The following is a 3,005-nucleotide window of genomic DNA, read 5'->3' on the forward strand; positions in this document are numbered from 1 at the left end:
GTATTTAATTTGTCCACCATAGATTTGTAACTCACTGTTATCCGTTGCAATTCTATCTTCAGCACGGACCAAATATCTTGGCTCTAATTTTTTGGCCAACACAGCCAGATTCATTAAAGGAATATAATGTTCCCTAGTTTCTTGATCAGCATGTTGTAGTACATTGCAAATCGTTCTATTTCCCTGTTCTCCTATTTGTGTCAGTTCTGGCCAACCATAGTTGTCAAGGATTTTTTTAATTTTTTTAATATTGCCAGTGTGATTTTTTCTAAACTCTTTTTGATATACTTCAGCTTCTTTAGATTCTGCCCCATAAATAGTTATCAAAGAATCTCTTAATCCTATTGGTGTTTGTTCTTTCTCCCAAATAGTGTCTAAAACTGCAATAAAATTTTCAGTTCTATCAATACTTGTTGCGATTTGTATTGATTTGTTCTTGTTTGTACAAGAGATTGTTGTGAGTAAAAAGAGTGTTAGTATAAATCTCATAGTTAAATCTAAATTGGTTCAGGTTTGTTAATGAATGTCCACATGGCAGCAAGTTTAATTTTGATGATTACTTTCGGATTTTCTAACATATTCGTTTAACTTTTATAGTTCTTTATTGGCGTATTTTTTATTAAGATGTAAAATTTGTACTAATTGTTGCCTCGTTTTTGATAAACCTGTTCATAATGTTATCAGCTTTTTTTCCTTTCCATAATTTTCACAATTCGGCTATTTACAATTTCCGATACATTCCAGGTGGTTCCGCCACTGGTACTTACAAATTGAATAACGACCGCATCAATATCCTTGTGATACTTGGCAATACTGCTATATCCTGGTAATAATCCTGTATGTTCATATACATAAATTGATGAATAGATAGCTTGTTCATTATCATTTAGCAATGAGCCGTCGTTCAAGGCCCTCAAGAATATCCCCAAATCCTGCGCTGTAGCCACCATTGAGCCGGCAGGGCTTATAAAATCATTATATTTCAGATCGTTATCAGAACTTGTGTCATACCCGCTCATCACCTCGTCTAGATCTACCTGGCTAAGTAAACTGTAAGTATGGTTCAGCTCATGTGGCATTAAAATTTCCCGTTTGATGTATTGATGGTGGCTATATCCCAGTGTTTTATCAAGGATTTGGCCGATCAACAGATAATTGGTATTTGAATACCTATATTTTTTATCCGGTTCAAAATCGGCAGGGGTATCCAGTACCAAATCGAGCGATTCTTCAGTGCTTTTCGAATAATCGTTTTCCCAAAAACCAGGATAGTCGGTGTAGTTGGGAATGCCACTCCTATGTTGCACCATCATTCTCAAGGTGATTTTATCGGCATTTTCAATGTGTCCCACAAGTTCCGGTATATAATCGGCAAGCGTTTTGTCTAAAGACAACTGTTTGTCATTTACCAATTTGGCGACTGCAACAGCAACATATAACTTGCTAATACTGGCAATCCTGAACAAGGCTTTCGGGTTGGCAGGAATTTTGTTTTTTCTATCCTGCCAGCCGGCGGCATACAATTGAGGTGACTTCCCTGCCTGGTCTACATAAACAATGATACCGTCCAATCCATATTCAATTGCATCCTTGACTTGTTCCTGAACTGTATCAGGTAATGGTGTTAACAGTATTCTTAGCAAAATCCATGGTACGAAGAATAGGGAGCTGATGCTTGCTGTAATAAATATGATTTTGAGTATTCGTTTTGATTGTTTCTTGCTCATAACTAATTGGTATGAAATGATATAATCTCTTTTTTAAAAGAGGTCATTATTTTTTTACCTGAATTTCATTTCAGTCAAAAAAATTAATTATTGGTTATTAATACATCTATTTCATTGATAATACTTTGTCCAACAGCTGCCAACTGATTGTATTGATAGATCATGCTATCAAATTGAAAAGCTGCTAAACTAATCACGTTTCGGTAAGGTATAGACCCCGTATATTGCTTAAAGGCCTCATCATACTCGGCTTGTGGTGTAGCTCTGATTTTTAAAGAGTCTGGAGACACAAAGGCAGAAGCTAAAATTAGCGATAGATCAAACTGGGTAGAAAGATAGGCCTCTTGATTCACCATATAATCGTTATAACTTTTCTCATTTTCGGCAATGACTTCTACTAAACTATGGTAGTTGGCCAACAGGGAATCCAGTGGGGTATTGTTGATCTTTCCAAAATATTCGGAATTTTTCAAAGCTTCGTACCCACCTGTATTAGGTTTGAAATAATAATCTGCGAAAGCATAACCACTGGCCATAAAAAGCATAAGATTCTCATCTTCTGTCTTATCCAAGATACTTATTCGGGCTTTTTTGCAGTAATCGGCTATTTGTGTCCTTCCCTGCGTTATCTCTTCTAGTTTCCGCAGATCTTCTAAAGTGTGTGACTTGATTTTTACCAAATAGTCTTTTAAGGCGTTGTCATCTTTTCGGACCTGGTTCCAATTGTCAATTTGTAAGGCGATTAATATACCGATCACAACCAGCACAATTTCACCTACGGCATATAGTACGTACGTTCTGGTCTTATTGTGACCCAAAAGTTGGAACCGTATTTTTCTGAAGATTTTCATATTAATTTATGGATTTAAAAAGTTGTTTTCATAAAAGTAAAAAGTCAGGTTTTAACAAAAAAAATGAACTTAAAGTTACGATATCCTTACTTCAGGTCGGCCGTTGAATTTTTGATCCTTCGAATTTCTTTGGTAACCATTTCAGTTCAAACAAAGGTCATACAGTAGCTGACGCAAGGCATACGAGCTATGCGGCCTAATATGTCAAGTTTCAGGAGAGTTTAAAAATTATGTCGCAGGAATATCAATTATGATGCAAAAGGTGATTTTCACATCAAATATGAGACCATTGAGATAAGGCACCTTCGTTATGAAATTTATATCGATTTAACATAGTTTGGCAGTATTTTAAAAACATAATGCCTTGATAATCATATTATCAGGGTTTAAAAATATTCAGTCGGGCATGTCTGACGAAGTTCATATT

At 35.6% G+C, this 3,005-nt stretch carries 3 protein-coding genes; all 3 read right to left on the reverse strand.

Annotated features, from left to right (window positions below; all coding sequences use genetic code 11):
- The coding region (locus WBM49_RS12800; protein WP_424372442.1) for a hypothetical protein at positions 1-489 on the reverse strand (489 nt) is incomplete at its 3' end.
- 191 nt (positions 490-680) lie between these two features.
- Positions 681-1,727 (reverse strand): serine hydrolase domain-containing protein, encoded by a 1,047-nt coding sequence (locus WBM49_RS12805; protein WP_424372443.1) that lies wholly within the window; start codon positions 1,725-1,727, stop codon positions 681-683.
- Between the two features lie 83 nt (positions 1,728-1,810).
- Entirely contained in the window at positions 1,811-2,578 is a 768-nt protein-coding gene (locus WBM49_RS12810; RefSeq protein ID WP_424372444.1) for a DUF6090 family protein, read from the reverse strand.
- Positions 2,579-3,005 lie beyond the last annotated feature (427 nt).

The sequence above is a fragment of the Muriicola sp. genome (assembly GCF_049669965.1).
Classification (GTDB): Bacteria; Bacteroidota; Bacteroidia; order Flavobacteriales; family Flavobacteriaceae; genus Muriicola.

Coding starts and splice junctions, on each gene's coding strand:
- WBM49_RS12805 (WP_424372443.1), bottom strand. CDS start 1,727: ATGAGCAAGAAACAATCAAAACGAATACTCAAAATCATATTTATTACA.
- WBM49_RS12810 (WP_424372444.1), bottom strand. CDS start 2,578: ATGAAAATCTTCAGAAAAATACGGTTCCAACTTTTGGGTCACAATAAG.